The organism is Natrinema sp. DC36 (assembly GCF_020405225.1).
Lineage (GTDB): Archaea > Halobacteriota > Halobacteria > Halobacteriales > Natrialbaceae > Natrinema.
The window spans coordinates 1170579-1196349 of sequence record NZ_CP084472.1; the positions used below are offsets into that span (position 1 = coordinate 1170579).

Annotated in this window: 27 protein-coding genes and 2 tRNA genes; 16 read left to right on the forward strand and 13 right to left on the reverse strand. The window is 63.9% G+C overall.

Annotated features, from left to right (window positions below; all coding sequences use genetic code 11):
- Positions 1-10: 10 nt before the first annotated feature.
- The 3 genes from LDH74_RS06395 to LDH74_RS06405 all read right to left on the reverse strand — a co-directional run bounded on the left by LDH74_RS06395 (position 11) and on the right by LDH74_RS06405 (position 1947).
- The gene (locus LDH74_RS06395) at positions 11-355 is read right to left on the reverse strand and encodes a glutaredoxin domain-containing protein (RefSeq protein WP_226041687.1); all 345 of its coding nucleotides are present in this window, start codon (positions 353-355) and stop codon (positions 11-13) included.
- A gap of 183 nt (positions 356-538) precedes the next feature.
- The gene (locus tag LDH74_RS06400; protein ID WP_226041688.1) at positions 539-1336 is read right to left on the reverse strand and encodes a succinylglutamate desuccinylase/aspartoacylase family protein; all 798 of its coding nucleotides are present in this window, start codon (positions 1334-1336) and stop codon (positions 539-541) included.
- Positions 1337-1461: 125 nt separating this feature from the next.
- Positions 1462-1947 carry a DUF309 domain-containing protein gene (locus LDH74_RS06405; protein WP_226041689.1) on the reverse strand — a complete coding sequence of 162 codons (486 nt, stop codon included), beginning with the start codon at positions 1945-1947 and terminating at the stop codon, positions 1462-1464.
- A gap of 105 nt (positions 1948-2052) precedes the next feature.
- Here LDH74_RS06405 and LDH74_RS26435 point away from each other — a divergent pair, with 105 nt between their 5' ends.
- The 4 genes from LDH74_RS26435 to LDH74_RS06420 all read left to right on the forward strand — a co-directional run bounded on the left by LDH74_RS26435 (position 2053) and on the right by LDH74_RS06420 (position 5077).
- Positions 2053-2181 (forward strand): hypothetical protein, encoded by a 129-nt coding sequence (locus LDH74_RS26435; protein ID WP_255680958.1) that lies wholly within the window; start codon positions 2053-2055, stop codon positions 2179-2181.
- A gap of 203 nt (positions 2182-2384) precedes the next feature.
- Positions 2385-2467 (forward strand) — tRNA-Leu (locus LDH74_RS06410).
- A 209-nt stretch (positions 2468-2676) separates the two neighbouring features.
- The gene (locus LDH74_RS06415) at positions 2677-3480 is read left to right on the forward strand and encodes an inositol monophosphatase (protein ID WP_226041690.1); all 804 of its coding nucleotides are present in this window, start codon (positions 2677-2679) and stop codon (positions 3478-3480) included.
- Positions 3481-3949: 469 nt separating this feature from the next.
- Positions 3950-5077, forward strand: coding sequence for a DUF63 family protein (locus LDH74_RS06420; protein WP_226041691.1), 1128 nt, complete (start codon positions 3950-3952; stop codon positions 5075-5077).
- A gap of 138 nt (positions 5078-5215) precedes the next feature.
- Here the strand turns inward: LDH74_RS06420 and LDH74_RS06425 are convergent, their stop codons facing one another.
- Positions 5216-7417: a CDC48 family AAA ATPase gene (locus LDH74_RS06425; protein WP_226041692.1), complete on the reverse strand. Its 2202-nt coding sequence runs from the start codon at positions 7415-7417 to the stop codon at positions 5216-5218.
- A 297-nt stretch (positions 7418-7714) separates the two neighbouring features.
- Between LDH74_RS06425 and LDH74_RS06430 the strand changes: the two genes are divergently transcribed.
- On the forward strand, positions 7715-8623 hold the full coding sequence (locus tag LDH74_RS06430; RefSeq protein ID WP_226041693.1) for an NOP5/NOP56 family protein: 909 nt from the start codon (positions 7715-7717) through the stop codon (positions 8621-8623).
- Positions 8616-9248, forward strand: a complete 633-nt coding sequence (locus LDH74_RS06435; protein WP_226041694.1) for a fibrillarin-like rRNA/tRNA 2'-O-methyltransferase — start codon at positions 8616-8618, stop codon at positions 9246-9248. Before LDH74_RS06430 ends, LDH74_RS06435 begins: the two co-directional genes overlap by 8 nt.
- A gap of 3 nt (positions 9249-9251) precedes the next feature.
- Here LDH74_RS06435 and LDH74_RS06440 read toward each other — a convergent pair whose 3' ends face one another.
- Positions 9252-9518, reverse strand: a complete 267-nt coding sequence (locus LDH74_RS06440; RefSeq protein WP_226041695.1) for a MarR family transcriptional regulator — start codon at positions 9516-9518, stop codon at positions 9252-9254.
- Positions 9519-9734: 216 nt separating this feature from the next.
- Between LDH74_RS06440 and LDH74_RS06445 the strand changes: the two genes are divergently transcribed.
- Together LDH74_RS06445 and LDH74_RS06450 are read left to right on the forward strand one after the other, a co-directional pair.
- Positions 9735-10163: a PadR family transcriptional regulator gene (locus LDH74_RS06445; protein ID WP_226041696.1), complete on the forward strand. Its 429-nt coding sequence runs from the start codon at positions 9735-9737 to the stop codon at positions 10161-10163.
- The gene (locus LDH74_RS06450) at positions 10160-10300 is read left to right on the forward strand and encodes a hypothetical protein (RefSeq protein WP_226041697.1); all 141 of its coding nucleotides are present in this window, start codon (positions 10160-10162) and stop codon (positions 10298-10300) included. The genes LDH74_RS06445 and LDH74_RS06450 overlap by 4 nt, the downstream gene beginning before the upstream one ends.
- A gap of 566 nt (positions 10301-10866) precedes the next feature.
- On the opposite strand, the gene LDH74_RS06455 is transcribed toward LDH74_RS06450, so the two are convergent.
- Positions 10867-11400, reverse strand: a complete 534-nt coding sequence (locus LDH74_RS06455) for a hypothetical protein (RefSeq protein ID WP_226041698.1) — start codon at positions 11398-11400, stop codon at positions 10867-10869.
- A gap of 469 nt (positions 11401-11869) precedes the next feature.
- On the opposite strand from LDH74_RS06455, the gene LDH74_RS06460 reads away from it, so the two are divergent.
- From LDH74_RS06460 to LDH74_RS06470, 3 genes are all read left to right on the forward strand, one after another.
- A complete protein-coding gene (locus LDH74_RS06460; RefSeq protein WP_226041699.1) occupies positions 11870-13468 on the forward strand; it encodes a long-chain-fatty-acid--CoA ligase in 1599 nt (532 codons plus the stop codon).
- Positions 13469-13557: 89 nt separating this feature from the next.
- Complete coding sequence (locus tag LDH74_RS06465; RefSeq protein WP_226041700.1) at positions 13558-14640, forward strand: glutamate--cysteine ligase; 1083 nt, start codon at positions 13558-13560, stop codon at positions 14638-14640.
- 54 nt (positions 14641-14694) lie between these two features.
- Entirely contained in the window at positions 14695-15429 is a 735-nt protein-coding gene (locus tag LDH74_RS06470) for a helix-turn-helix domain-containing protein (RefSeq protein ID WP_226041701.1), read from the forward strand.
- A 31-nt stretch (positions 15430-15460) separates the two neighbouring features.
- On the opposite strand, the gene LDH74_RS06475 is transcribed toward LDH74_RS06470, so the two are convergent.
- The gene (locus LDH74_RS06475) at positions 15461-16585 is read right to left on the reverse strand and encodes a M24 family metallopeptidase (RefSeq protein ID WP_226041702.1); all 1125 of its coding nucleotides are present in this window, start codon (positions 16583-16585) and stop codon (positions 15461-15463) included.
- Positions 16586-16778: 193 nt separating this feature from the next.
- On the opposite strand from LDH74_RS06475, the gene LDH74_RS06480 reads away from it, so the two are divergent.
- On the forward strand, positions 16779-17657 hold the full coding sequence (locus LDH74_RS06480) for a cytochrome oxidase assembly protein (protein WP_226041703.1): 879 nt from the start codon (positions 16779-16781) through the stop codon (positions 17655-17657).
- Between the two features lie 26 nt (positions 17658-17683).
- On the opposite strand, the gene LDH74_RS06485 is transcribed toward LDH74_RS06480, so the two are convergent.
- Complete coding sequence (locus tag LDH74_RS06485) at positions 17684-18175, reverse strand: metal-dependent hydrolase (protein ID WP_226041704.1); 492 nt, start codon at positions 18173-18175, stop codon at positions 17684-17686.
- Between the two features lie 148 nt (positions 18176-18323).
- On the opposite strand from LDH74_RS06485, the gene LDH74_RS06490 reads away from it, so the two are divergent.
- Complete coding sequence (locus tag LDH74_RS06490) at positions 18324-18956, forward strand: uracil-DNA glycosylase family protein (RefSeq protein WP_226041705.1); 633 nt, start codon at positions 18324-18326, stop codon at positions 18954-18956.
- A gap of 51 nt (positions 18957-19007) precedes the next feature.
- Here the strand turns inward: LDH74_RS06490 and LDH74_RS06495 are convergent, their stop codons facing one another.
- Positions 19008-19313 carry a cupin domain-containing protein gene (locus tag LDH74_RS06495; protein ID WP_226041706.1) on the reverse strand — a complete coding sequence of 102 codons (306 nt, stop codon included), beginning with the start codon at positions 19311-19313 and terminating at the stop codon, positions 19008-19010.
- 243 nt (positions 19314-19556) lie between these two features.
- On the opposite strand from LDH74_RS06495, the gene LDH74_RS06500 reads away from it, so the two are divergent.
- Positions 19557-20714: a multicopper oxidase domain-containing protein gene (locus LDH74_RS06500; protein ID WP_226041707.1), complete on the forward strand. Its 1158-nt coding sequence runs from the start codon at positions 19557-19559 to the stop codon at positions 20712-20714.
- 39 nt (positions 20715-20753) lie between these two features.
- Here LDH74_RS06500 and LDH74_RS06505 read toward each other — a convergent pair whose 3' ends face one another.
- From LDH74_RS06505 to LDH74_RS06515, 3 genes are all read right to left on the reverse strand, one after another.
- Positions 20754-21017, reverse strand: a complete 264-nt coding sequence (locus LDH74_RS06505; RefSeq protein ID WP_226041708.1) for a MarR family transcriptional regulator — start codon at positions 21015-21017, stop codon at positions 20754-20756.
- The gene (locus LDH74_RS06510) at positions 21018-21989 is read right to left on the reverse strand and encodes a TFIIB-type zinc ribbon-containing protein (RefSeq protein ID WP_226041709.1); all 972 of its coding nucleotides are present in this window, start codon (positions 21987-21989) and stop codon (positions 21018-21020) included.
- A gap of 395 nt (positions 21990-22384) precedes the next feature.
- On the reverse strand, positions 22385-22678 hold the full coding sequence (locus LDH74_RS06515; protein ID WP_226041710.1) for a PadR family transcriptional regulator: 294 nt from the start codon (positions 22676-22678) through the stop codon (positions 22385-22387).
- Between the two features lie 900 nt (positions 22679-23578).
- Here LDH74_RS06515 and LDH74_RS06520 point away from each other — a divergent pair.
- On the forward strand, positions 23579-23998 hold the full coding sequence (locus LDH74_RS06520; protein WP_226041711.1) for a DUF5830 family protein: 420 nt from the start codon (positions 23579-23581) through the stop codon (positions 23996-23998).
- A gap of 77 nt (positions 23999-24075) precedes the next feature.
- Here the strand turns inward: LDH74_RS06520 and LDH74_RS06525 are convergent, their stop codons facing one another.
- On the reverse strand, positions 24076-25230 hold the full coding sequence (locus LDH74_RS06525; RefSeq protein ID WP_226041712.1) for a hypothetical protein: 1155 nt from the start codon (positions 25228-25230) through the stop codon (positions 24076-24078).
- Between the two features lie 102 nt (positions 25231-25332).
- Between LDH74_RS06525 and LDH74_RS06530 the strand changes: the two genes are divergently transcribed.
- Positions 25333-25483, forward strand: a tRNA-Met gene (locus LDH74_RS06530).
- The last annotated feature ends 288 nt before the right edge of the window (positions 25484-25771 follow it).

A 25771-nucleotide genomic window follows, 5' to 3' on the forward strand; every position in this document is an offset into this window, starting at 1 on the left:
ATTCGTCTCTTTACGCGGCGTTGAGCGTTTCATCGAGCTCATTTCGCTCCTCGAGTTCCTCGAGGACGTCGGAGCCGCCGACGAATTCGCCGTCGACGAACGTCTGCGGGATCGTCTCCCAGTCGCTGCGCTCGGACAGCGCCTGCCGGAACTCGTCGAGCGACTCGAGAACGTCGACGGTCTCGAACTCGTCGCGGTGCTGGTCGATCAGCCCGAGCGCCTTGCGGGAGTAGCCACACTGGGGCATCAATTCGGTCCCCTTCATGAAGAGTACAACCTCGTTTTCCTCGAGCGCCTCGGTAACCTGCTCGTCGACTTCCTCCTGATCGAGACCCTGGTTCGGTGGGAATTCCATACTTCCCCGTACGGCAGTGTGGGGGATATGCCTTGCGCCATCGGCGCTCTCGATGGAGGAACTGCGACCTGCCGCGCGGGCGGAACGGAGCAGGGCAGGAACGGAATAGGGCAGGAACCGAGTCGGGGAGAAACGGAGTTGGAACGGAACGAAGAGAGGCGGAGGTGTATCGCGGGTTCCGGCTCAGTCCGCCGTCGCGGGCGTCTCGAGAACGTCCACTTTCTCGGCGCTGTAGCCGAAGACGTTCCGGTAGCCGTTGGACGACATGAGGACCGGGTAGAACGACTCGTCGGCGACTTGCTTCTCGCCGTCGGCGGCGGCGAACGGCGCGCCGGCCTCGACCTCGGTGAAGTTCTCGACGAACACTTCGTAGGTGTCGGCCTGATCTTTGCGGATGACGTCGGTGAGTCGGTAGACCGGCAGGTCGCGGCGGACGGTGTCGCCGGGCAACGCGCCCACTGCGGTGAGGAACGACCGCGTCAGTCGGTCGGCGTTCTCGGCGGCCGTTTCCGATCCCTGCAGCCCGCACTCGACTTCGATGGTGTCGATCGCGGAGAACAGACGTCCCTCCGCGAAGTTACTCGTTTCGACCATCGCCGCGACGGGCAGTTGCGGGACGATATCTTTGGCCGTCTCGTTGACCCCGTTAACGATCGCGAAGGGATCAGCGTGGCTCTGCGTGGAATGCATCGAGAAGGTTAGACAGCCGTCGAGTTCGTCGACGAGTTCGTGTGCAAGTCGTCCCTCGTGCGTCTTCGCGTCCGGACTGCCGGGAAACGCGCGGTTGAGATCCTCGTCGACGAACCGCACCTGCCGCTCGAGCGCCGGTTCGTTGGCAACAATAAGTTTGACGGGCCGTTCGACGGTCGGGCGGTCGTCGAGGAGGCGTTCGATCGCCCGGACGCCACAGGGCTCGTCCCCGTGGACGCCCGCAACGACTGCGATCTCCGGCGTTCCCGACCCCAGCTGTGCGACTCTCATTACTAGTTAGTTCGGCTGAAAGGGCAAAGGCAATTCGGTCTTTCACAGCATCGACCGATCGCGGATCGCGGCCGGTTCTTCGCTCGGAGAGTCCGTGGGCGACCCTCACTGCGATTCGATCCGCGTCACTCCTCGAGCGAGTCGGCGTACTCGTACTCGACGGCTCGAGCGGTCGGTCGCTCGTCGTCCAGTCGTATTCGCCAGTCGTCGATAGCGGCCGGTTCCTCGAGGGCGTTCGTGAGCGCGGTCCGGACCGCGAGCACGTCGACTCCGTAGTAGTCGTTCGGGACGCCGTGGAGGTACTGCAGCGCCGTCTCGAAGAGGCTCCGCATGCCGTCGTCGTTCTCGAAATCGACGCGTTTGTAGGCCCCCGCGGCCACCTGAACCATTCCGTGGCAGAACCTGCTCTCCGCCGTGCCGGCCCCGTAGTTGTACCACTCATCCTCGAAACAGTCGTGGGACTCGTGGTACGCACCGTCGTTGAACAGCCGAACGCCGTGGCCGGTCGCCCGGCGCAGCGTCGCGTGCTCCCAGCGACCCGCGGAGGGATCCCAGCCGGTCGGATTCCCGGCCGGTGGCTCGACGGTCGGGTCGCGGGTGTGGTCGTCCATAGTTGATGTCGAGGGCCGAGAGACGGGTAATTCCGTCGGTTAGGTACCCCGTAGCGTGTGTAAGCACCGTATTTATCACGGTAGGCTTCCCCATACTCCAACGAGATGGTCCAGCCCTACGGCCGCTGTCAGCACTGCGGGGAGCGCCTCTACGCGCACATCGAGGGCGGGTACCAGTGTCTGAACTGCGATCGGCGGTTCACCGAGGAGGTCCTCGAGACGCAGCCCTCCTGAGCGACGGGGCCCGTTTCGGTTCGGGGAGGTTCATCGGTCCTCGAGCGAGTCGACGCGTAGCCTCGCTTGTGATACCGTTTCGCAGGTCCGTTTCGACGTTTGAGGCATGGCCCGACGCGTTTCGGTATCGGTGAAGAACCGATGCGAAACCCGACGGGAATCGGACGATTTAACCCCTGCGAAGCTCTGAGACAGAGATGCGTGCGAGGGTAGCCAAGCGGTCAACGGCGGCGGACTCAAGATCCGCTCTCGTAGGAGTTCGTGGGTTCGATCCCCTCCCCTCGCACTCACCACAGTGCGCGGCAAGACGGAGCGTCTTGCCCTCGCAAACTTCTGATGTCGACCGTACCCTGACCGAGCTACTGTTACCGCTACCGCTCCAGCTACTGGTTCATCAAACGTGTCCGACGAGAGTGTCCGCTCGAGGGGCCCGACGACGGTGGCTCGAGGCGCGTAGTACGACCACTTTTCACTCACGCCCGTCGAGGATGGGCCATGTACGAACCCGAATCGGACCCCGATCGCGCGGCCGTCGCGGCTCGAGCGGCGAGCGATGGGGCCGCCGTCGCGGCCGACTCGTTTCGAACCGATCTCGCCGTCGAGGAGAAAAACGGCAAGACGGACGTCGTGACGCAGGTCGATCGCGACGCACAGGAGACCGTCATCGAGACCATCCGCGAGGCGTTCCCGGACGATCCGATCGTCGGCGAGGAGGAAGACGCGCTGAAGGAGGTCCCCGAGACCGGACCGGCCTGGATCGTCGACCCCATCGACGGGACGAATAACTACGTCGACGGTACTCGAGCGTTCGGGACCGCCGTCGCGGCCGTCGTGGACGGCGAACCGGTCGGCGCCGCGTTCGACTGTCCCGCCCTCTCCGATACCTACCACGTCGGTCCCGAGGGCGCGTTCCGAAACGGCGAGGTGCTGTCGGTTAGCGACTGCGCCGATCCGGAGGCGGCTACCGTCTGCCCGACGTTCTGGTGGGACTTCGACCAGCGCGATCAGTACGCTGCGGCCACACGCGCCGTCGTCCAGCGGTTCGGCGACATGCGCCGCTTTGGCTGCGCCCAGCTCGAGCTGGCGATGGTCGCCTCGGGCGCGCTCGAGGGGACGATGACCAATTTGCGAGCGAACTCGTGGGACACCGTGGCCGGCGTTCAGTTGATCCGCGAGGCCGGCGGTGTCGTGACCGATCTCGAGGGCGACCGCTGGCGACACGATAGGACGGGGATCGTCGCCTCGAACGGCGGGATTCACGACGAACTGCTCGCGGCGGCCCGCGAGATCGAAGGCTGAGTGGCTGGTCGGATATAGTCGGAATTGACGGTTCTCGAGGCGGGGTTCGGATGTGGACGTTCTCTATAGTAGCCACTGCAAGTCAATGCACACCTGATCGCACGACAGCTGTGCGATCAGTATGTAAATAGTTGCAGTTGTTACTATAGCATCGTGAATGGAGCAGTCGGTTCTGATAGGGCTGAATGGGAAGAGGTGTCCTGCTATCGTGGCAACAGGGAATCGCCACACCCTCCCCAACCGATTCGCTCACTCGCATGCTCGTTCGCTCATCCCTCGCACGATATCGTCGACCGCCCTCACTGACGCTCGGTCGGCCGCCAGCGCGCGCCACCGCACGCCGGTTGACCAGTCTCGAGTGATGTATTTCTCTCTTCTACTGGGAATTCTTCGACGAACCCGATCGCGGGGAACAGTCACTCGCGTTGAAAATCGGAAACGGTAAGCGGCCCCCACTACGGGATTCGGTATGGACGATGTCATCGACCGGTTCGGGGCCGAGCGCGTCTGGGTCGCGACCGTTGCCAGTCTCGCCGCCGCGGTGGTCCTCGGCGCACTCCTGTTCCCACAGCGGATCTACGTCGAGATCATCTGGCAGTACTTCTGGGGCCCGGTCGTCGCCGACGCCCACAGCTGGAACTGCGCCACGTTAGTCGACGGCCAGGCGGTATCCTGTGCCGAAGCCCCCGCCAACGCCAGCCCGACCGCCGAACCCGGCTATACGTTCGTCTCCTACGCCGGCTACATCCCGACACTGGTCCTGATGCTGACCGGGGTCATCTTCCTCGTTCGCCGCCTCGAGATCGAGCGCTACCGCGCGGGCTTTTTCGCGCTGTTCCCGTTCATGCTCTTCGGCGGCGCGCTGCGGGTCGTCGAGGACGCCAACGCCGCGGCCTTCGTGTACACCGGAGAGATGGCCATCGACCTGCCGTGGTCCGGTTTCATCATCAGCCCGCTGATCTACTTCACCGTCTTCTTCGTCGCGCTGTTTGCGGTCGTGAGTTCGGTCTGGCTCGAGCGAAACGACTACGTTTCGGGCTACGAGTACCCGCTGGCCGGGATCGGAACGACCCTGCTGACGGTGACGGTCCTCTTCTTGGCCTACACGGCCGCGACGAAGGAGTACGCGGAGTTCTACCCGCTCGTTCCGCTCGTCATCCTCGTCGGCGCGACGCTGACGACGGCGATCACGTGGGTCGCACTCGAGCGGTTCGCGCCGGAACTGAACCGCGGGACGCGATACATGGGGATCGTCGTCATCTGGGCGCACGCGGTCGACGGCGTCGCGAACGTCATCGGCCTCGATTGGGCGACCTCGCTCGGACTCCCGGCGAACCTCGTTCCGAAGCACCCGATCAACCGGGCGATCGCGAACACGACGGCCGACGTGCTTCCGGCCGATATCGTCTCGATCACCGGCTCGGCCTGGCCGTTCCTGCTCGTGAAGATCGCCGCCGCCGTCTTCGTCATCTGGATCTTCGACGAGACGGTCTTCGAGGACAGCCCGCGCTACGCGATCTTGCTCATGATCACCGTCGTCGCCGTCGGCCTCGGTCCCGGCACCCGCGACATGCTGCGGGCGACGTTCGGCGTCTGAGCAGCTCGCTTCAATTTTCCGACGGCTCGAGTCCTATAATCACACGCCGGATTCGAGCGTCTCGAGGCTGACAAACCGCCGAAACGAGTTTCCGTTCGAAAATATCACAGCGTCGGTCGGTTCAATGACGGCCGACCGTTACAGCTCGTCGGTTTCGGCGCGGTCGTCGTCTTCTCCACGGAGCACCTCGAGTGCCGCCTCGAAGTGCGCCTGGGTAAGCACGATGTCCTCGACGGCCGTCGGCGTCTCCTCGGACTGGGACTGGACGTGCTCGCGAACTGCTGTCGTCGCCGCCTCCCGGCACAGCGACGCCAGATCGGCACCCACGAAGCCGTCCGTCTCGGCTGCGAGGGATTCGATGTCGACGTCGTCGGCCAGCGGCCGGTTCCGGGTGTGGATTTTCAGGATCTCGAGTCTGGTCTCTTCGTCCGGCTCGCCGACCTCGATCTTGCGCTCGATCCGGCCCGCACGCGTCAGGGCGTCGTCGATGAGGTCCGGCCGATTCGTGGCCGCGATGACGATCACGTCCTCGAGTTCCTCGAGCCCGTCGAGCTCAGTGAGAAGTTGGCTGACGACGCGTTCGCCGACGTTCGAATCGCTGCCGCCGCTCCCGCGCTTCGTCGCGATCGAGTCGATCTCGTCGAAGAAGATCACGGTCGGTGCGTTCGACCGCGCCTTCTCGAAGATTTCCCGGACGCCCTTCTCGGACTCGCCGACGTACTTGTCGAACAGCTCGGGTCCTTTGATCGAGATGAAGTTGGAATTGGCTTCGTTCGCGACGGCCTTCGCGAGCAGCGTCTTCCCGGTGCCGGGCGGTCCGTGGAGCATGATCCCCTTCGGCGACTGGAGGTCCACCTGTCTGTAGGCGTCGGGGTACTCCATCGGCCACTGGATGGCTTCCTGCAGTCGAGCCTTGGTCTCCGCGAGCCCGCCGACGTCGTCCCAGGTGACGTCGGGCGTCTCGACGAAGACCTCGCGGAGCGCGCTGGGCGAAATCTCCCGGAGCGCCGTCCGCATGTCTTTCTCGGTTACCTCGAGCGCCTCAAGCGTCTCGGCGTCGATCTCGTCGCCGTCGAGGTCGAGGTCCGGCCGAACGCGTCGGAGCGCGTTCATCGCCGCTTCGCGGACGAGGCTCTCGAGGTCCGCGCCGACGAAGCCGTGCGTGTTCTCGGCGTACTGCTCGAGATCGACAGACTCGGCGATCGGCATCTCGCGCGTGTGGATCTGGAGGATCTCTTTCCGGCCCTGGGTGTCCGGCGCGCCGATCTCGATCTCGCGGTCGAAGCGACCGCCGCGGCGGAGCGCGTTGTCGATCGAGTCGACTCGGTTCGTCGTCCCGATGACGGTCACCTGGCCGCGGTCCTCGAGGCCGTCCATGAGGGAGAGCAGTTGTGCGACGACGCGGCGCTCGACGTCACCTTGCGTGTCGTCTCGCTTCGGGGCGATGGAGTCGATCTCGTCGATAAAGATGATCGCCGGCTCGTTCTCGCCGGCCTCCTCGAAGACCTCGCGCAGGCGCTCCTCGCTCTCGCCGTGGTACTTCGACATGATCTCCGGGCCGGAGATCGTCGAGAAATTGGCGTCGATCTCGTTGGCGACCGCTTTCGCGATCAGCGTCTTGCCGGTGCCGGGCGGTCCGTGGAGTAAGACGCCCTGTGGGGGCTCGATGCCGAGCGCCTGGAACAACTCGGGGTGCGTCATCGGCAGCTCGATCATCTCTCGAACCTGATCGAGTTCGTCGTCGAGTCCGCCGACGTCCTCGTAGGCGACTCCCGGCGGCTCGGCACTGTCAGTCGCTTCGGTTCCGCGTTCGACGTCCACGTCCTCGACCGACTGCTCGGCCACCGTGATGTTCGTCGACTGCGTGACGACCACGGTCCCGTCGGGGTCGGTATCGACGATCCGGATCGGAATCCGGCGACTGGATCGGCCCATCATGGAGCCGAACCCGAGCGCCAGCGGCACGGTCTGTCCGGCCTGTACCGCGCGGTTAGCGAGCTTCTCGCGGAGATACGAGGCGAGATCGCCGCGGATCTGCAGCCCGTCGGGGAGTGCGACGGACAGCTCGTCCGCCGGTGCGACGTCGGCCTGATCGACCTGCACGAACTGATCGATCCGCGAGCCGGTGGCCTTCCGCGTCTGACTGTCGACACCGACGACGCCGCGTTGTCGCTCGCCTGGTCGTCCCGGTCGGACGCGGGCGACCGCAGCCCCCGCATCGCCCTGAATGGTGACGAAGTCGCCGCTGGAGACGCCGAGTTCCGCCATCGCTTCGCGATCGATCGCCGCAATACCCTTCCCTGCACTCTGCCGGTCGAGCGGTTTGACAAGTAGTTTCATAAGATTCTGTTTCGGTGCCCAAGCTATTCCCGTGCGGGAACTGCTGCCATCTCGGACTATCGAGAGAAGTACAGCACTGGACTTGGTACTTATAAACGGCCACGACTGAAATAGGTGTGGTCCGCACAGTTCCGCTCGCCAATAAGTCCCGACTACGAACGGGAACGCGATCGCATCGAGCAGTCGATCGCTCGCCGAAGCGGTCTCGAGAGGACGAGACGGTACTGATCGGCCCGCGGAAACGCCCGCTCGTCGTTTCGGGAACGCATTTACAACCGCGGGCTCTACCCTGCCGTAATGACTGACGAGACCGATACCGCGACCGCGGGCTGGTTTTCGGATCTGCAGCCGGGGGATCTCGAGGCTGCCGGCGACGCCATTACCGAAGGCGAGGCCGATGCGCCGCGGGAGTGGCCCGCCGTCGCCGTCGAAGCCGGCTACACCCACTCGAGAGAGGACTACTACGACCGGCTTCACGAGGCGACGATGGCCGCGACTCGAGCGGAGGTGCGCGAGCGCGAGCGAGCCGACGATCAGCAGTTGGTCCACGCGATCAGAGCGATGGACGACTGCAGTCGGACGGCGAACGAACTCGCCGAGCGCCTGGCGGAGTGGGCGGGCACCGTCGACCCCGACGCCGGAACCGGCACCGAGTACGCACGTACGTTGGCTCGCGGCGAGAGCGAGGACGGACTCGAGGACCCTGCAATCCGCTCGCTCGCCGAACGGGTGGCCGGCCTCGCGGACGAGGCCGACGAGCTACGCGAGTTCGTCGAGCGCCAGACGCCGGCCGTTGCGCCGAACCTCTCGGCGCTCGCCGAGCCCGTGCTGGCGGCTCGCCTGATCTCCCTCGCGGGCGGGCTCGAGGCGCTCGCGAAGAAACCGAGCGGAACGGTGCAGGTACTCGGCGCGGAGGACGCGCTGTTCGCCCACCTGCGGGGGCACGCACCCTCACCCAAGCACGGGATCATTTACACGCACGACGCGGTTCGGGGCACCCACCCCGAAAACAGGGGCTCCGCGGCGCGTGCGGTCGCGGGCAAACTCGCCATCGCGGCCCGCGTCGATCACTACTCGGGCGAGTCGAAACCCGAACTCGAGGCCGAACTCGCCGAACGGATCGAGACGATTCAGTCGCGGACGGTGGACGACGATACGGACTCCGACGATGGCAGTGCCGATACCGGAGGTGCCGACGATGAGTGAGCTTCCGGCGGGCGTCGAGCGACGCGCGTTCGACGGGGTCGAACGGCTGGCGACTCGAGGGGAGCCCGTCTACGGCGAACCCACCGATGGTGAGTGGCGCGCGTGGAACCCGAATCGGTCGAAACTGGGTGCGATGCTCGAGCTGGGAATGGAGACCGACCTCGCAGGCGGTGAGACCGTACTCTATCTGGGTGCCGCGAGCGGGACGACCGTGAGCCACGTAGCCGATTTCGCCGGGCCGACCTACGCCGTCGAGTTCGCCGCGCGGCCGGTTCGAGACCTGCTCGAGGCCGCCGAGAGCCGCGATCGGCTGTTTCCGCTGCTGAAAGACGCCCGGAAACCCGAGACCTACGCCCACGTCGTCGAGTCGGACGCGGACGTGATCGTCCAGGACGTCGCGACGCGCGGGCAGGCGCGGGTGGCGCTCGAGAACCGGCGCTTCTTGGCCGACGACGGCCGGCTACTGTTGGCTGTCAAGGCTCGGAGTGAAGACGTGACTCGAGAGCCGTCGGCCGTATTCGAGGACGTTCGCGAGGAACTTTCAGCGGGGTACGAGATTGTGGAGACGCGGGGGCTCGAGGAGTATCACGCGGATCATCTCGGGATCGTCGCGCGGCCGCGATAAATTCTAACTCGAGCGATTTTCCAATTCTCTCGCATCGAGATTGCCCTTCAGGTACCTCTCTCCGGCTTCAGTAATCGTGTAAACGCCGTTCCCGATATTTTGAGTCAGACCGTAGCCCTCGAGTTTCATGCAACGGTTGTTAATATGTTGTCGCGAGAAAGGAATGGGGCCTTCTTCTTTGATTTTCGTCGGGGATCGAGGACCGTTCTCATCTAAGAACTCGAGAATCCTATCATCAGCGAGAACCATCCAGTCGGCAGAAATCCGCATAGTACTCTAATACCCTCACGCCATCAAATTATCGTCGGAAAGCAACTTTAACAGTTAGAATGATTATATCGGATCTATCGTTAATTATACAATCTCTAAGAAAACATAGTTGCTCAAGGGGGATAGACAGACCTGACGGTCAGGGTCCGAGCAAAAGCGAGCCGGCGCTAGTGACCCGATCCCGGAAGCAACTCCAGAAATCACCCACCTGAAGCCATGAACGACGATCTCCCGTGGGGCCGTGAACGCCTCGATCGAGCAAACGAATCACCAACAAATTACCCCGCAACCGACGGAAGATCTGCGTGGATCGAACTCACCGCCTTCCAGCGCGATTGTCTCGAGGCGATCGCCCGCCTCGAGCGCGACGACGTGCCGTGCGACGAACGCGCGATCACACAGACGCTCGAGCGCGCCTATCCCAGCGTCGACCGATTGAGACTCGATCCGAACCTGCGTACCCTCGTCGGACGCGGCCTCCTCGAAAAGCGGCGACTCGAGGCCCGCGTCGAGTACCTCCTCACCGATGATGGCCGCGCGCTCCTGTTGCAACGCGCCGAGCGCTTCGCGGACGCCTGCGGGATCGGCGCGACCGAGTTCGGAGCGGACGAGGTGACCGCTCGAGAGGCGGGTGAGCAGGGATGACCGGAGCTCGAGACTCGGAGCCGGTTCGGTGCCCCGACTGCGACGGGGCGCTCCCCGAACGCGATCCGCTGATCGGGTGGTGGCTCTGCGACGACTGCGAACTCGCGGTCGACGGCGATGGAAATCTGATCGGGTGACCGGTCAATCGGGACGCCTCGAGCGTGCAGCGTTGTCGGTGACATCGTCGCGCGGTTATCTCATTCGGTCACGTGATGACCGCATTCTCCGCATCGTCTCCGTCGTCATAACCTGAGAATCAGCCATTACAGAACGTGAGTCCACCGAAATACCCATATCTATCTGGCTCTCAGACAGATACTGTATGGTCCGCTATGCCGAAGAGCCCTGCGCCGACTGTAGTGGGAAGAAGATTCGACGGACGGATGGATCGGTGTGGTGTCCGAACTGCGCGTTATTCGATCCGCGTCAGCAGGCCACATGAGACGGTCGGCTGCGAGGGGCACCAATACGGTAGAGCCGTGCGACTCGATGTCGGACTCGATCCGCTGCGGTGCTGGTGGCTCTGCGATGACTGGAAGCGTACAGTCGACGGCGGCGGTCTGCGGATCACGGAATCGGCCGGTCGTGATCGGTGATCACGGCGCGAAACGACTGTCCGATCACGTCTGAATCGCTATCGCTTCCGCTCACTACACGACGAGAGATCGTGAACGACGGCGGAGTCGCAACTCTGTCCGCTCGTTCACCCGGTCGTCTCGTTCTGTTCCTCCTCGAGCGTGATCAGCGCGTCGTCGGTCACTGGCTCTCCGTCACTGACGTAGGGGTCGTCGGCCTCGGGGAAGTCGTACGTCTCGTTACCGTTCGTGTCCTGGTGAGCCATCGCGATCAGGACCTGGCTCTCCTCGAGGGACTCGTTGAGCTCGACGGTCACGTTCTCGTGGTCGCCGGACTCGAGGTAGGTGGAGTTACCCAGGACTTCGCCTGGCTCGTACTCCTCGGACATGTTGGTCACGGTCTCGTTCTCCGTCGCGTTCTCGTCGGCGGGCGCGGCCGCGTGGATGACGGCGAAGCCGCCCTCGGGTAGCGTCGTGTTATTGACCACGACTGCCGTCCCGTTCGACGTCTGGTTTTCAAACGTCACTGTGGCCGTTTCGTTCTCCGTCTCGTTGTCTTGGATTGCTATGCCGGCGTCAGTCGCGGCGAACGCGATGCTCGCCCCCGAGAGGAGGACGAGTGTCGCGATGACTGCGACGCCGACGGTTCTTGCACGGGGCATCGTACCATCGATGACACCGTTATAGTCCGACAAAAACCGGAAGTTCTGTTCGAGCGTTTCATGAGTAGAAATATCCGAATTCGCCGGAAGGGACAATCGGGGTAAGAGCGTTATTCCGACCGTTAGTCTCCCAATCAGTGGCGTAATATCGGGTTCTGCTGAGGGAGGCCGTTGCAGCCGTCGACGAGGAACAACGCATCCACTACTCCACCGAGGACGTGGTCGCCGTCGAGACCGAGTAACGGTATCTTCATCTCGATATCATACCGATACCCAGGCCTACGGCGATAAGCGCCTCCGGGTGGCCGCGTTCGGATCGGCCCGAATTCCCGTGTTCTCGTGGGCACGGCCTCTCGACCCGGAGCGACTCGAGGAGAACGTGATCGGCACGATTCGGTGTCCCAGAGACGGTGAACGAGAGATTTCCCCGATAAAGAATATAAGCACTTCCGTGATACCTTATCGTGGCATGTCAGATCATCCCACGATAGGTGACACCCTCGAGCAGACGGTCGACCGTTACCCGGAGCGAGACGCGATCATTTATCCGCGGAAGGACCAGTACTGGACCTACGCGGCGTTCAACGAGCGGGTAAACCGGTTGGCAAACGCCTTGCTCGAGGCCGGAATCGAGACGGGAGACAGGGTCGCGACGGTGCTGTACAACGGCTCGGAGATGGCGCTCACCGTCTACGCGTGCGCGAAGATCGGTGCCGTGTTCACCCCGCTGAACTTCCGCCTCCCGGCGGGCGAGATCGAGTACATCGTCAACGACGCCGAGGCGAAGATGGTCCTCTTCGAGTCCGAAACGCGGGAGGCCGTCGAGGGGGCTCGACCGAGCCTCGAGTCCGTCGACGAGTACGTGTTCATCGACGATGACCGCGAGGACGCGGACGTTCCGGAGTACGCGCGCGGGTTCTATGACCTCCTCGAGTCCGGATCCGCCGAACGGCCCGACGTCCGCGTCGACGAGGACGACGTCTACGCCTTCATCTACACGTCGGGAACGACGGGCCGGCCGAAGGGGGTCGTCCACGAGCACCGGAGCATGGTCGAGCACGACCTGCTGTGTATCGCCGAGATGAACCTCACCCGCGACGACGTGGGCCTGTCGATGATGCCGCTGTATCACTGCGCCGAACTCCACTGTAACCTGTTCGCGCGGGTCCACCGCGGCGCGGCGAACGTCATCCATCACGAGTTCGAACCGCAGGCGGTTCTCGAGGCGATCGAGGACCGCGACGTGACGGTTCTCTTCGCCGCACCGACCGCCTGGAACGCGCTCTCGATGACCGCCGCCGAGATGGACGTCGATCTCTCGTCGCTCCGGCTCGGACTGTACGGGGCGGCTCCGATGCCCGAACAGGTGCTCGAGAACTGCATGGAACACCTCTGCGAGGACTACGTCCAGGCCTACGGAATGACGGAGATCGGGCCCGCCGGGGTCTTCCAGTCGGCGGATGAGCAGATCCCGAAACAGGGCTCGGCCGGATTGCCCGGACTCAATCACGAACTGCGCATCGTCGAACCCGACGCGGACCCGGACCAGGTGGTCGAGCGGGGCGAGATCGGCGAGATACTGATCGCCAGCCCGTGTACGATGCGGGAGTACTGGAACCGCCCCGAGGCGACCGCGCAGTCGCTGCGCGAGGCCGACGGAACGACGTGGTATTACACCGGCGATCTCGGGTACCGCGACGACGACGGCTACCTCTACGTCGTCGACCGGAAGGACGACATGATCGTCTCCGGCGGCGAGAACGTCTATCCCGCCGAGGTCGAGGACGTGCTGTTCGCCCACGACGCCGTCGAAGAGGCAGCCGTCGTCGGCAAACCCGACGACGAGTGGGGCGAGGCGGTCGTCGCCTACGTCGTCGCTGCGGGCGTCGACGCGGCCGCCCTCGACGAGTTCGTCCTCGAGAGCGATCGACTCGCCGACTTCAAGCGACCGCGAACGTACTACTTCGTCGACGAACTGCCGAAAAATCCCAGCGGCAAGATTCAGAAGTTCAAGCTTCGCGAGGACGAAGCGGGCCTCGAGCCCGAGGTCGAAACCGTCGCGTCCTGATTCTCGCGCGAGAACCCCCCGGCTCGGGAATTCGGTCGGCCGCACCGACTCCAAATCGTATTTACTATCGGGGCCAAAAGCACGATACGATGGAACGCGGGTCGCGAGAATCGTTTACGCGCATGGGGACGCTGGGGGTCGAAGAGGAGTGTTTCGTCGTCGACGCCGACGGCCGCCCGACCAGCGGGACCGACGAACTCGTCTACGAACACGATCCGCCCGAAATCCTCGAGGGCCGACTCGATCACGAACTGTTCAAGTTCGTCATCGAGACCCAGACGCCGCTGATAGAGGACCCCGATGACGCCCGCGACTCGCTGCTCGCGATCCGCGAGGCGCTGGTCGAACACGCCGAGAACCACGGCTATCGCATCGCGGCCGCCGGCCTCCACCCGCTCGCGAAGTGGCAGGAACTCGAGCACGCGGAGAAACCCCGCTATCGCTCGCAGCTCGACCGTATTCAGTTCCCACAACACCGGAACACGACCGCCGGGGTCCACGTCCACGTCGGCGTCGACGACGCCGACAAGGCGGTCTGGATCGCCAACGAACTGCGGTGGTACGTGCCGATCATGCTCGCGCTCTCCGCGAACTCGCCGTACTGGAACGGGTACGACACCGGGCTCCAGTCGGCCCGCGCGAAGATCTTCGAGGCGCTGCCCAACACCGGCATGCCGACCCACTTCGAGGACTTCGAGGCGTTCGACCGGTTCGAGCGGCTGATGCTCGAGACCGAGTCGATCAACGACCGCGGCGAACTCTGGTACGACGTCCGGCCCCACACCGCCCACGGGACGGTCGAACTCCGCACCCCGGACGGACAGGCCGACCCCGACATCGTGCTGGCGTTCGTCGAGTACGCCCACGCGCTCGTCGAGGCCCTCGCCGAGGACTACGAAGACGGCGCGAGCGGGCACCGGCATCGCCGGGAACTGCTCGACGAGAACAAGTGGCGGGCGATCCGCCACGGGCAGGAAGCCTCTTTCATCGACCGCGACCTCGAGGGCACCGTCGATCTGGGCGAACTCGTCGACCGCGAGTGCGAGCGTCTCGGTATCGACGGTATCAGAAACGTGTACGAACGGGAAAGCGGCGCGGATCGGCAACGCCGTCTGCTCGAGGAAGAGGGGCCCGACGCGCTGTGTGAGTCGCTGTTTCTACAGACGGAGTGACCACCCCGCAAAGGTTTAACTCCGCTCGAGGCCTCGTCCTGTACGAGAACCCACATGAGTTCCGACGACACGGACGAGCATCCGGTCGGTACCGACGACGGAGACGAATCGCTCGAGGGACCGGACGACTTCGTCGAGCGCGAGGCCGGCCGAAGCCCGGCCGTCGAGGAGCTCGACCAGCGGATCGTCGACCTGCTCTCGTGGATCTTGGACACCGAAACTCGCGCGAAGATCTACGTGTATCTGCTGGCGAACCCCGGAAGCACCTCCGAGGAGGTCGCAAAGGGAACCGGGCTCTATCCCAGCACGGTCCGCGAAGCGCTCGCGGAACTACACGAGGAAGACCGCGTCACCCGCGAAAAGCGCGCCAGCGAGGGGGCCGGAAACAACCCCTACGAGTACACGGCGATCCAGCCCAGCGACCTCGTCGGCGGCGTCGTTGACCAGGTTCAACAGGAGCTGAACACCATCTTCACGCTCGACCGCGTCCTCGACCGCGAGGCCGATCGCGACGCTCGAGCCGAACTCGAGGAGGAGGTCGAACCGGTGAAGATCACCGTCGACGACACGGCGCCGACGATCGATGGCGACTCCGGGACGGATGCAAATCCCGAAATCGACCCCGACGCCGATGTCATCGAGTTCGAGGACGACATGAAGATCGACACCGTCGATGCTGAATCCGACGGGTCCGAGAGACCCGACGAGCCTGACGAATCCGACGACGACGTCGCGGGCGATACAGCCGACGAGACTGACGAGATCGACGCACGATCGGGCGACGAATAGGGTTCCGACGGGTCTGCGTCCTCCCTCGTCGTTAGTCCTCGAGTTCGAGTACGTCCGGCCGCTCGAGTTCGACGTCCCGGTCGACCGCGGAGACGGTCGTCGTCGGCCAGCGATCCGTCGTCGTCAGCGTCTCGATTTCTTCGTCGGTGACCAGTGCGGTATCCTCACTTTTCGCGCCCTGCACCGTCGGGTTCCACGCGTAGGCCATCGGCGCTTCGACCGGCACGTCGTGGTTCGGCGTGGCGATCCACTCGCGACCGGCGAAGCCGGCGGCCCCGCCCTGATGGTGGTGCTCCCACTCGCCGTCGTGGCCGACCGCGTCGTAAGCATCCTGAATGGCGGCGAAGACATCGCCGGCGGTTCCGCCGTTATCGCCCGCGCGACTGTCACTCGCTGCTGCCGTCTGCGTTGCCGCCAGCGCCGTCGTTTCCACGCGAGCGGCGGCTTCGTGACGCTCCTCGAGCCACGACGGCGGATCGAAGGCGACGGTCCGGGTGCAACTCGCGTGAAGGCCGGCCCGCTGGGCGGTCACGGAGACGAGCGCGTAGTCGCCAAGGTTGGCCCCGGTCGGCGTGTAGTGGCGGTACCGCTGTGCCCGTTCCGAGCCACCGACGAGGACGACCGGCGCTTCGATGTCTCGGGCCGAGAGAGCGATTCGCAGCGCGGATGCGACCTCGTGTTCCGTGTCGTCGGACTGCAGTTCGCGACAGACCGACTCGACGGCGGATGCCGTCTGGCCGCCGAGGTCGCGATAGCGCTCACGATCGCGCTCGGTCAGCGGTTGACGTAGCGATGTCGGCTCGACGCGCTCGAACCCCGGCAGTTCGATGTCGATCGCGGCCCGCTCGTCGCTCCCGACGCGGTCAGTGATTGCTTCGGCCAGCGACGACGCGTACCAGGGGAACTGCTCGATCGAGACTTCGCTCGCATCGAGATCCGGCAATTCCTCGGCCGCGATGCGGTCGGCTTCGATGTTGTTCGTCACGATCACGAGTTCGTCACCGTCGTAGCCGACGGCCGCGACGCCGGTATCGCCCTCGCGATCGATGACGTTGTTTCCGCCGGTGAGCCACGCAAACGAGTTCGGCCGGGCGAACCAAATCGAATCGAGCCCGTCGGACTCGAGGTAGTCCTCGAGTCGCTCGCGTTTGTCCATGTCGGGTGCTGGCAGGGACGGTTCTTGAATCCGGCGAACACCGGGCCGTCGGTCGCCGTGAGCGTTCGAAGCGAGCGGGCACATGTCGAGTCGAAGCCGGTCGTTCAGCCGTCGACAACGAACCCGATTCCCGCCGAATCGGACGACTCGGTCAACCTAAGTACGGGCCGTCCTAACCCTCGACAGAACGCCCGTGTCGTACGACAATCACGCGCCCGACTCGAGACTTCGGTCGTTGATCGATCGGTTCAGCTATCCGCACCTGCTGACCGCAACGCTCGCGCTGGTCGCGGCGACGATTCTGCTGGGCGTCGCGGCGAAGGCGACCGGTTCGGGGCTGGCCTGCGAGGCCAACTGGCCCCGGTGTGACGCCGGACCGTACAACCTGCTCCCGGGGAGCATGCCGAGTTTCTACGAGTGGTTCCACCGCTTCGTCTCGATGTTCGCCGGGTTCGCCATCGTCGGCTCCGCGCTCGCTGCGTGGCGGCTCCCCGACGTCGACCGACGGGTTACCGGACTGGTCGTGGCCGGAATGGTCCTCACGCCGGTCCAGGTCGCGCTCGGCCGTGAAACCGTCCAGCAGTACACGATGAATATCCTTTCCTTACACTTCTGGACGGCCGTCACCATCTTCACGCTCTTCCTGATCGCCACCGTCCTGGTCTGGGCACCGAGACTGACGGGAACGCACGTCACCGGCGCGCTCGCACTCGGCATCGTTGCGCTGCCGGCACACGTCGCCCTCAGCCCGGTTATCGGTTCCGAGATTTCGAGCTACTCGCCGACCATGCAACTGATTCAGTACGCCGTGGCTCTCACGCTGCTCGGTGCGGCCGTCGTCGCCGCATTGATCGGTCACCGGCGGTTTACGGGACGGGTCGTTACCCCGCTGCTCGCGGCCCCGCCGCTCGTGGTCGTCGTTCTCTTCTTCGGTCGGCAGGCGGCGAACCCGACCATCGAAATTCCGTACCTCGTCGCTGCCGTCGCGCTTCTCGCGACGTTCGTCGCTGGACTCGTTCTCACTCGACGGGGGACGACCTCGAGCGAGCCGTCAGACACACTCTCACCGTAGCAGTGGGGTTCCGTTGTGAGAGCGAATCAGCCGAAGACGACGACGATCCCTATTCCTGCGAGAACGGCGCCGACGCCCAGTCCGAGCAGTCCGTAGTTGGCGATCGGATTTGCGGCCGTCGTCACCGAGAGGGAGTATCGACGGCGCGAGACCGGCCAGAGCGGACGGATTCCCATCGGCGTCAGCGCGTCCGCGAGGAGGTGCGAGCCGATCGAGACGAAACCGACGAGGAACGCGAAACTGACGACGCCGGCGTCGACGAACGCGGAGGAGGCGTCGACGAGGACGGCGGTCAGCGCCGCGAGCCCGGCCCCGACGAGTAGCGCGAAGAGGATCGTGTGGGTCGGGCCGCGGTGGTCGATCAGCGGCAGCCGGTGGTCGTAGTCCGGGACCGTCGACAGGGCGACGCAGACGAGACCGCCGACGATGGCGATTTCGCCGTATCCACCCAGGGTGACGATGGTGCCGAGCGGCGCGTACGCTGCGAGCGCACCACCGTAGTGCCCCACCTGATACATGTACGACACGAGACACGCGAACGGAGTATAAACCCACCGTCATCCGACCGAACGATACGACGAACTCGACAGGGACGAGGTCACGTCGGTTCCGGATCGGCCCGCCGCGATCGCTGGGGTTTTGACCGCTGACGGCATTCTCCCGGCCGTGCGAAACGTGACCGACAGGACGAGCAACCCGTTCGGACTCCGACCGCCGTTCGACCGTTCCGACCCCGGTGACCGAGCGGCCGTCTTCGGCTACGGAGACGCTAACGCCGATTTCCACGTGATCGGCGACTACCCCGGCATCCACGGCGGCGAATCCACCGGCGTCCCGTTCACCGAGACCGAGAGCGGACTCGCGCTCCAGGACGTTCTTCGCGAGACGGGCTTCGCGAGCGGCCCGCGGGACGAACCCGTCCTCGAGAACTGCTTCCTGAGCTACATCCACATGTGCAGCCTCCCGGACGGGGAGCCACCGACCGCCGAGGCGTACGCCGACCTCGAGCGCTTCTTCGACGCCGAACTTCGCGCGATCAACGCTCACATCCTCCTGCCGGTCGGAGCCCAGGCGACCGACCGTGTCCTCCGAGAGTACACGACGCAGCGACGGCGATTCGACCTCGAGATGGGAGCGCTCCACGCCGCCGAGATCCGCGGCCGCGGCTTCATGGTCGTCCCGATCAAGGATCCTGCAGAGTGGGTCGACGGTGATCGCGAGGCGATCGTCGCGCGACTCGAGGCGCTGCTCGCGAGCGATTACCGGCAGACGAAAGGTGTCGCGACGACGGTCGGCTGAGCGATGGTCTCGTCGCTCACTCGCTCGACCGAGCGGGAACTGGGGCGCTCGTTACGAGTCCGTTTTCGGCGCAAAAACGAGCAGCGCCGTACTGTCATCGACCGCGTGCGGGGAGATCTCCTGATCGCCGTCGAATCGGACGACATCCCCCGACTCGAGGGTGTAGACGTCGTCGCTGAGCGTGAGGTCGACGGTTCCCTCGAGCAGGTGGAGGACGACGTTCGACTCCGGATGGCGATGCGCGGGCACGCGATCGTCCGCCTCGAGGCGTAATCGTACCGTTCGGGGGATCCGTTTGTCGAAAACCTCGGCGTGTGGCGTCTCCTCGAGCGCGTCTACCGACGAAAGTTCCGGCATGGATGAACCGTGTCGGCTCTCGTACGTGAATCTACAGACGAACTCGTTCGGAACGACGACGCTGGACGAGGCGGCTCCCGGGAGCGGCCGGCATCACGACCGATTCGATGGCTGCGTGTTGCTCGGAAGTGGGGAGCCCAGCCGGTCGTTTATATACTATCGGAGAACATGTTCTCGAGACTTCCCGATCCGTAAGAACTGGCTCGACCCGTTATACGCCGGTACTTCGTAGGATCAGTTGTTATGAGTGATCGTATTGGCGCACCCGGACTGGGGCTATCGCGACGCGAATTCGTTGCTGCGACTGGCGGTGTGGCGGCACTGACCGGCTTGGCGGGCTGTATGAGCCAGGAGGCCACGCAGGACTCCGAGCCGGCGGATTCGTCCGAGGGTTCCGCCAACACCTCCGGATCCGATCTCCCGTGGACGAGTTCCCCGGAGGTCGTGCAGGTCGATGAGCAGGGCGGCAGCGTCACGCTCCGGTCGGTGACGTCCCGCCACGCCGCCCATCCGATGGACTCGATGGGCGGCCCGGTGGAACTACCGAAGGTCTGGGCGTTTCAGGCCGACGACGGAAAGCCGAGCGTTCCGGGGCCGATCCTCCGAACGACCGAAGGCAACGACATCGAAGTGACGCTGGATAACACGGACGCCGGCATGCCCCACACGCTGCACTTCCACGGGTCGCAGAAGACCTGGAAGAACGACGGCGTCCCGACCACGACGGGTATTACGGTTAACGGCGGCGAGAAACACACGTACACCATCCCCGCGAACGTTCCGGGGACGCACCTCTATCACTGTCACTACCAGACCCATCGTCACATCGACATGGGGATGTACGGCATCTTCCGCGTCGATCCGAAGGGGTACGAGCCCGCGGACAAGGAATACTTCTTCACGCTGAAGGACTGGGACTCCCGCGTAAACCGACAGATGGCCGGCGAGGACGTCGACTACAGTCCCCGCGACCGCAATCCGGATGTGTTCACGATGAACGGAAAGAGCCTCCCGCGGACCCTTCACCCGGAAGACGGCTCACCGATCATCGTCGACCACGGCGACACCGTCCGCCTCCACATGGTCAACGCTGGCTACATGTCCCACCCGATGCACACGCACAACCACCGGTTCCGTCTCGTGGAGAAAGACGGCGGGCAGGTCCCCGAAGCGGCCCAGTACGAACAGGACGTCACCAATATCGCACCCGCGGAACGACACACCATCGAGTTCGAGGCCAACGCCGACCCCGGAATCTACCTCATGCACTGCCACAAGGTCAACCACGCGATGAACGGGAACTCCTACCCCGGCGGAATGGTCAACGGTATCGTCTACCGGGACGCGATGGATACCGATATCTTCGCAAATCTCATGGAGCACGCGGGCTACGAGGGATAAGCGAGTAGAGAACGGACTCGAACGGTGTTTCAACTAATTTTACGTTCGCCCTTCCGTCTCTGTCGGAGTCTCCGAGTCGACGGGTAGCGGGTTCGCACCGGCGAGTTGGTGACGACCCGACGCGGTGATCGCGTACCGCTGGCAGCCGATCGACCGAACCGCTCCGTCCTCGTGGAGGCGATCGCAGGCGTGCTCGACCGCGACCGGATGCTCGTCTATCGTCGCGGCGAGGTCGACGACGTAGCTCGGCGTTCCGTCGGTGAGCGCATCGAGAATCTCGTTCTCGAGTCGGTGTCCGAACATCTATCGATCACGGGCCTCCCCGTACGCGTCCAGTAGTTCCTGATAGCGGTTTCGGACCGTGACCTTGCTCACGCCGGTTTCGGCGCCGACGGTCTCCTGGGTGATCCGTTCGTTCGTCAGCCGCGCCGCACCGTAGATCGCCGCGGCCGCCAGCCCGGCCGGATTTCGGCCGCTGTGGAGATCCCGCTCCGTGGCCGCCTCGAGGATCTCGCGAGCGAGCCGTTCGGCGTCGTCGCTGATCTCGAGTTCGGAAGCGTACTGCGGAAGGTAGTGGATCGGATCGGCGGGTTCGATCTGCAGATCGAGTTCGTCCGAGAGATAGCGATACGCTCGCTGGACGGGGAGCTTTTCGACGCGACTCACCGAGGCGAACGCGACCAGCGTCCGCGGCGTGCCGTGTTGCCGAGCGGCGGCGTACAGACACGCGGTCGACATCGCCTCGATCGAGCGGCCGGGAAGCAGTCCGTCCTCGACGGCGCGGCGATACAGGACGCCGGCCGTTTCGCGACAGGGCTTCGGTAAGCCGAGCGCCGACGCCATGCGCTCGATCTCGCCGAACGCGTGTTTGAGGTTCCGTTCCGCGGCGTTTTTCGAGGTGAAGCGTTCGTTCCACGTTCGCAGTCGCCGGAGCTGTTCGCGCTTTCGCCCCGAGAGCTGGTTGCCGTAGGCGTCCTGATCCTCCCAGCCGATGGTCGTACTCAGGCCCTTGTCGTGTCGAAGCGTCGTCACCGGCGCGCCGACCCGTCGCCTGTCCTCCTCGTCGTCGAACGATCGCCACTCGGGGCCGTAATCGATCTCGTCCGTCTCGATAACCAGGCCACACTCCGTACACGCCCGTTCGCCGCGTTCCTCGTCGTGGTGGATCGAGCCTGCGCATTCCGGACACTCGGATCCCCGACGCTCAGGAGCGGTCTCGCGCTCTCCGTTCCGGGTCGATCTTCCGTCAGCCGTATCGACGATCGTTTGACTCATTGATCTGTGTCCGCCGGAGTGCATTCCGGCCGTGTGATTGCCTCTCTTGGATTGCGGTGGAGCAACAGTATCAACGACCGGCGGATTCCCAGGCCGTGGGAACGGTCGGAGACGCGCTTCTCTCTCGGAGCGGTCTCCGGTCGATTCGAAAACCCTCGAATCGAGAGTACAACGTGTACCGGTACCTTCTATCCGGTTGCTCCCGAATTCGTTCGCCCACCGGTACTATTGGAGCCACTGAAACGGATCATACGCTGATTGCATCGCTCTCATGCGATCCGGTTTGGAGTACTGGTAGTGGCTACTACTGGCTTCAATCACGCTTCGTGGAACGATCGACGACCACGCGCAGGCCGATGTAATAGCGTATCTCCTCCGAGTAACGGGAGCAGTCCTTACTCCGATTCGGAAAGCAACTCGCCGACGTACTGGTCTTCCCACTCTCGGCGAGCCTCGAGTTCGCGTCGACCGCGAGCCGTGATCGTGTAGTAATTCGTTCGCTGGTCGAGTTCGCCTTTCTCGACGAGACCCTTGTCGACGACCTCGTCGAGGTTCGGATAGAGCCGGCCGTGATGGATCTCCTTCTCGTAGTAGTCCTCGAGTTCCTCTTTGATCGCGAGTCCGTGCGGGTCGTCCTGCCCGGCGATCGTATACAGCAGGTCGCGCTGGAAGCCGGTAAGATCGTACATATCGGAATTTCCGCGTGTCGTCAGATAAGGTTTCCGAGAACAAACGAGTGGAGATAGCATCGGGAATACGCGTTCACTCACTTGCTCACGCTTTCACGTACCGTTTAGGAGGCCATCAGGGGTTCCGGTGGCAGGTCGAATATACTGCTGACCGTATTCTGCACCACGTGACGCTTCGCAGCACGGGCACGGCCATCTCGAGTACCCACGAGGAAAGCACCGCGAGACCGCCGAAAATGGCCGGTTAGCCCCTAACGGCCGTTCCAGAATTCTACTTTCACTCCGGTTGGCTTACGTATATACGGGGACCAACACAATACAGGGCCTGAAGAGCATGGGCGCGGGGGCGGGTTCACGCGCTCACGGACCACCTGTCACCAACCGTGCTTCCGATTCCCGGACGAATCCGGTTGAACGACGCCGTATCGCCGGCATCAATAGCAACCCTATGAGGCAAGACCGCTCCGTATCCGGTTCGTACTCCGGTACAGCGATGACCGTTCTCGGCGATAGCTGCTGGTTACGGTCGAACGCTGTCCCCGCGAGAATTGGAGCCGGTCCGACTGTTCAACCGACGACTCCATCGAATCCGAATACCGTGACGGACTCTCTATGATCAAATTAAAACGCATTTTCAATCGAAACCGGGAGCAAACCCTGTTCGAATGCCGGCGCTGCGGGAAAAATGTGAGTGCAGATGCCGAAGTCTGCCCTGAATGCGATTCGGACGATATTATTCGATACGAGCTATAGTACCAACTGAAACGAGGGACATACTGATCGGACAACAGCCATACGATCAGCGTGTCAATCGTGTCAGTGGCTGCTATCGCTACTGCAGATCACGCTTCGATTTGAGAGGAACAACGTTTATTCGTTCCGAGACGACACCACAGATAGATGGCTCGAGACGGGGATCGAACCGAACGCAGCGGGTCCGATGTCGACGCGGACCTCGAGGCGGACGATCACCGCGTCGAACTCGGACTGGCGTTGCTCGCCCGACTCGAACACGAATCGCTTCCGCTAGCCGCAGTGATCGACCGCCTCGAGACGGTGACGAGCGATCCGACGGTAACCCGAACGATCCTCGATCGAGCCGAACTCCGCGGTCTCATCGAACGCGACGACGGGATCGTCCGCCCGAAGAGCCGTCAGTACGTCCGCTTCGAACAGGATGTCAGTACGAAAGAGGGTGAGTTTACCTGTCGGCGCTGTGGCTCCGGGTTGTCGACCGGCTACTTCATCGATCTCGAGGCGGGCGAACTCGGTCCCTTCGGCTCTTCGTGTATTCGAAAAGTAACTGGACGTGAGGACTAACCGGGTTTCATCGGCGACTGAGAGCGGATCACTTCACAGCTCCCGTATCAACCGTTCAGTGGAGCGCGGAAGCGACGCTACCGGCCCTGCCGGAGTTCCGCGATCAATTTCTCGATCGTCTCTCCCTGTTGCTCGATGATCTCGCTCTGGCGCTCGACCGCCACCTCGAGCGCGTCGAGGCGCTCGAGGAGTTCGGGATCGGTTCCGGCCGTGGCCTCGGGAGTGTCAACGTCGGCATGCTCCGCGGGATCGGCGGCACTGGCCGACGCATCGCTGTCGTCGCCCGCTTCGAAGAGGGTGCTGGTCTCCGCGGTTCCCACCGGGCCGTCACGCTCGCGATCCGCGGTCGCCGATGCCTGTGACGACGTGGACTGTCCGCCGTCGCTCTCGTTCGACTGCCGTCCCGGTTCGGCGGTCGCGACGTCGTCCGTTTCGCCGCCGGCGAGCGGATCCGTGCTCCCCGACCCGGCAGCATCGCGTGCCGCCTCGACGGTCGCGTCGTGATCGTCCGGTTCGGGCGGATCGGCGTCGAGGGGGTCGACGCCGCCGCCGAAGTCGACCGATCCCCCACGACTGGTATCATCCTCGTCGTCCCCGCCGACCGCCTCGTTGAGCTCCTCGAGCGAGCCGACGTCGTGATAGTCGAACAGGGCCCGTTGCAGCCGTTCCCGGAGATCGTTCGCTTGCTCGTTAGGGGCTTTGATCCGCTGGGGTCGCCCGTCGACGGTGAGGACGATCTGGGTGGCGACGCTACCGTCTTCGAAGGCGAGTTGCGTCACGTCCTCGAAGTGGTACTCCTCGAAGTCCCCGTCCCAGACCGCCCCGCCGATGTGTTTGACCAGTCGATCGCTCGTGATGATCAGCGTCAGTTCACTGAACCGATACGTCTTGACGACAGTTTCGCCTGGATCGGTGATCCCGTTGCCGTTTAGCACGCCGGCGAGGACGGGATGCAGCACGTCGTCGGTGGCGCTCGAGGGAATCGAAAACGTCCGCTCCCCGTCGAGGGCGTACTCGAGCGTGAACTTCGTCTTGCGACGACCCTCGGAGAGCGTCAGTCGGTCCGCGTCGTGGGGGTATTCGTCGGCCGATTCGTCGCTCAGAAGACCGTCTGCACGGTAGACGATGGTCCGTGTGGGCGTGATGAAGAGCTCGTCGTCGCTGCCGAGAGAGACGCGCGCCGCGATCTCTTCGCCATCGAGAGTAGAGTTGACGATGCCGGGAACGCTCATGCACTGGCGTTCGTAACACCGTATGATAAATCCGTGGGTCGACGTTGCACGGCGGCCTCGAATACAAAGCTTAAAGAAATGCACCCCACTACTCGTAACCGAGCCCGGGTGGCTTAGCTGGACATAGCGCCGCACTCATAGGGTTCAGAGATTCGGTGCGGTTTCGCCTTGGAAGCCTCCGTGTCCCTCGAGGACTGCCGAGCCTCGGACCTGGGACATGCGGAGATCGAGGGTTCGGAGCCCTCCCCGGGCACTGGCTTTCTACGCGACGTCACGAACGGAGTGAGTGACAACGCCGTGAAAATGCCCGGGGAGGCGGAGAACCCGGTGGTCTTGCGTGAGCGACGTGAGGAGCGAACGCAAGGCAGGAAAGTCGAATGAAATGAGTCTTTCCGTGGTTCGGAGCCCTCCCCGGGCACCCATCTACTGCTTCACATGCCCGCCTGAGAACTCCCTCTCACGGGCGTGGGAGACTGAACGGGTCGGCCCTCGAGTCGGGTGTACCGATACTCGACGAACGGGTAACAGTGCTGTTGACATG

Coding starts and splice junctions, on each gene's coding strand:
- LDH74_RS06445 (WP_226041696.1), top strand. CDS start 9,735: ATGAACGACGATCTCCCGTGGGGCCGTGAACGCCTCGATCGAGCAAAC.
- LDH74_RS06425 (WP_226041692.1), bottom strand. CDS start 7,417: ATGAAACTACTTGTCAAACCGCTCGACCGGCAGAGTGCAGGGAAGGGT.
- LDH74_RS06435 (WP_226041694.1), top strand. CDS start 8,616: ATGAGTGAGCTTCCGGCGGGCGTCGAGCGACGCGCGTTCGACGGGGTC.
- LDH74_RS06395 (WP_226041687.1), bottom strand. CDS start 355: ATGGAATTCCCACCGAACCAGGGTCTCGATCAGGAGGAAGTCGACGAG.
- LDH74_RS06420 (WP_226041691.1), top strand. CDS start 3,950: ATGGACGATGTCATCGACCGGTTCGGGGCCGAGCGCGTCTGGGTCGCG.
- LDH74_RS06430 (WP_226041693.1), top strand. CDS start 7,715: ATGACTGACGAGACCGATACCGCGACCGCGGGCTGGTTTTCGGATCTG.
- LDH74_RS06515 (WP_226041710.1), bottom strand. CDS start 22,678: ATGTACGATCTTACCGGCTTCCAGCGCGACCTGCTGTATACGATCGCC.
- LDH74_RS26435 (WP_255680958.1), top strand. CDS start 2,053: ATGGTCCAGCCCTACGGCCGCTGTCAGCACTGCGGGGAGCGCCTCTAC.
- LDH74_RS06415 (WP_226041690.1), top strand. CDS start 2,677: ATGTACGAACCCGAATCGGACCCCGATCGCGCGGCCGTCGCGGCTCGA.
- LDH74_RS06400 (WP_226041688.1), bottom strand. CDS start 1,336: ATGAGAGTCGCACAGCTGGGGTCGGGAACGCCGGAGATCGCAGTCGTT.
- LDH74_RS06475 (WP_226041702.1), bottom strand. CDS start 16,585: ATGGACAAACGCGAGCGACTCGAGGACTACCTCGAGTCCGACGGGCTC.
- LDH74_RS06510 (WP_226041709.1), bottom strand. CDS start 21,989: ATGAGTCAAACGATCGTCGATACGGCTGACGGAAGATCGACCCGGAAC.
- LDH74_RS06450 (WP_226041697.1), top strand. CDS start 10,160: ATGACCGGAGCTCGAGACTCGGAGCCGGTTCGGTGCCCCGACTGCGAC.
- LDH74_RS06440 (WP_226041695.1), bottom strand. CDS start 9,518: ATGCGGATTTCTGCCGACTGGATGGTTCTCGCTGATGATAGGATTCTC.
- LDH74_RS06470 (WP_226041701.1), top strand. CDS start 14,695: ATGAGTTCCGACGACACGGACGAGCATCCGGTCGGTACCGACGACGGA.
- LDH74_RS06505 (WP_226041708.1), bottom strand. CDS start 21,017: ATGTTCGGACACCGACTCGAGAACGAGATTCTCGATGCGCTCACCGAC.
- LDH74_RS06465 (WP_226041700.1), top strand. CDS start 13,558: ATGGAACGCGGGTCGCGAGAATCGTTTACGCGCATGGGGACGCTGGGG.
- LDH74_RS06485 (WP_226041704.1), bottom strand. CDS start 18,175: ATGTATCAGGTGGGGCACTACGGTGGTGCGCTCGCAGCGTACGCGCCG.
- LDH74_RS06495 (WP_226041706.1), bottom strand. CDS start 19,313: ATGCCGGAACTTTCGTCGGTAGACGCGCTCGAGGAGACGCCACACGCC.
- LDH74_RS06405 (WP_226041689.1), bottom strand. CDS start 1,947: ATGGACGACCACACCCGCGACCCGACCGTCGAGCCACCGGCCGGGAAT.
- LDH74_RS06460 (WP_226041699.1), top strand. CDS start 11,870: ATGTCAGATCATCCCACGATAGGTGACACCCTCGAGCAGACGGTCGAC.
- LDH74_RS06500 (WP_226041707.1), top strand. CDS start 19,557: ATGAGTGATCGTATTGGCGCACCCGGACTGGGGCTATCGCGACGCGAA.
- LDH74_RS06525 (WP_226041712.1), bottom strand. CDS start 25,230: ATGAGCGTTCCCGGCATCGTCAACTCTACTCTCGATGGCGAAGAGATC.
- LDH74_RS06520 (WP_226041711.1), top strand. CDS start 23,579: ATGGCTCGAGACGGGGATCGAACCGAACGCAGCGGGTCCGATGTCGAC.
- LDH74_RS06455 (WP_226041698.1), bottom strand. CDS start 11,400: ATGCCCCGTGCAAGAACCGTCGGCGTCGCAGTCATCGCGACACTCGTC.